We start from the raw sequence: 279 nt of genomic DNA on the forward strand, positions 1-279 counted from the left end.
TACTTATTCTGAGGACACTATGAAAACTTATCAATGTATCGTTTGCGGTTTTATCTATGATGAATCACTTGGCATGCCGGCAGAAGGCATTGCCGCTGGCACGCGCTGGGATGACATTCCTGAAGACTGGGAATGCCCGGACTGCGGCGTCGCCAAAGCCGACTTCGACATGGTGGAACTGTAAGCATGAAGCCGATCGCCCTCATCGGTTCCGGTCTCGCGGCATATACCGTGGCACGCGAGTTCCGCAAACTCGACAAAACGACGCCGCTGCTGATC

Annotated in this window: 1 protein-coding gene; it reads left to right on the top strand. The window is 53.8% G+C overall.

Annotated elements, in window-relative coordinates; all coding sequences use genetic code 11:
- The first annotated feature begins 19 nt into the window (after positions 1-19).
- On the top strand, positions 20-184 hold the full coding sequence (locus tag QN347_RS19785) for a rubredoxin (protein ID WP_322247322.1): 165 nt from the start codon (positions 20-22) through the stop codon (positions 182-184).
- The last annotated feature ends 95 nt before the right edge of the window (positions 185-279 follow it).

This window comes from Sphingomonas sp. 10B4, assembly GCF_035019905.1.
GTDB lineage: Bacteria > Pseudomonadota > Alphaproteobacteria > Sphingomonadales > Sphingomonadaceae > Sphingomonas > Sphingomonas glacialis.

What these genes read in the sequence shown, in the direction of transcription:
- QN347_RS19785 (WP_322247322.1), top strand. Translation starts at nt 20, where the DNA reads ATGAAAACTTATCAATGTATCGTTTGCGGTTTTATCTATGATGAATCA.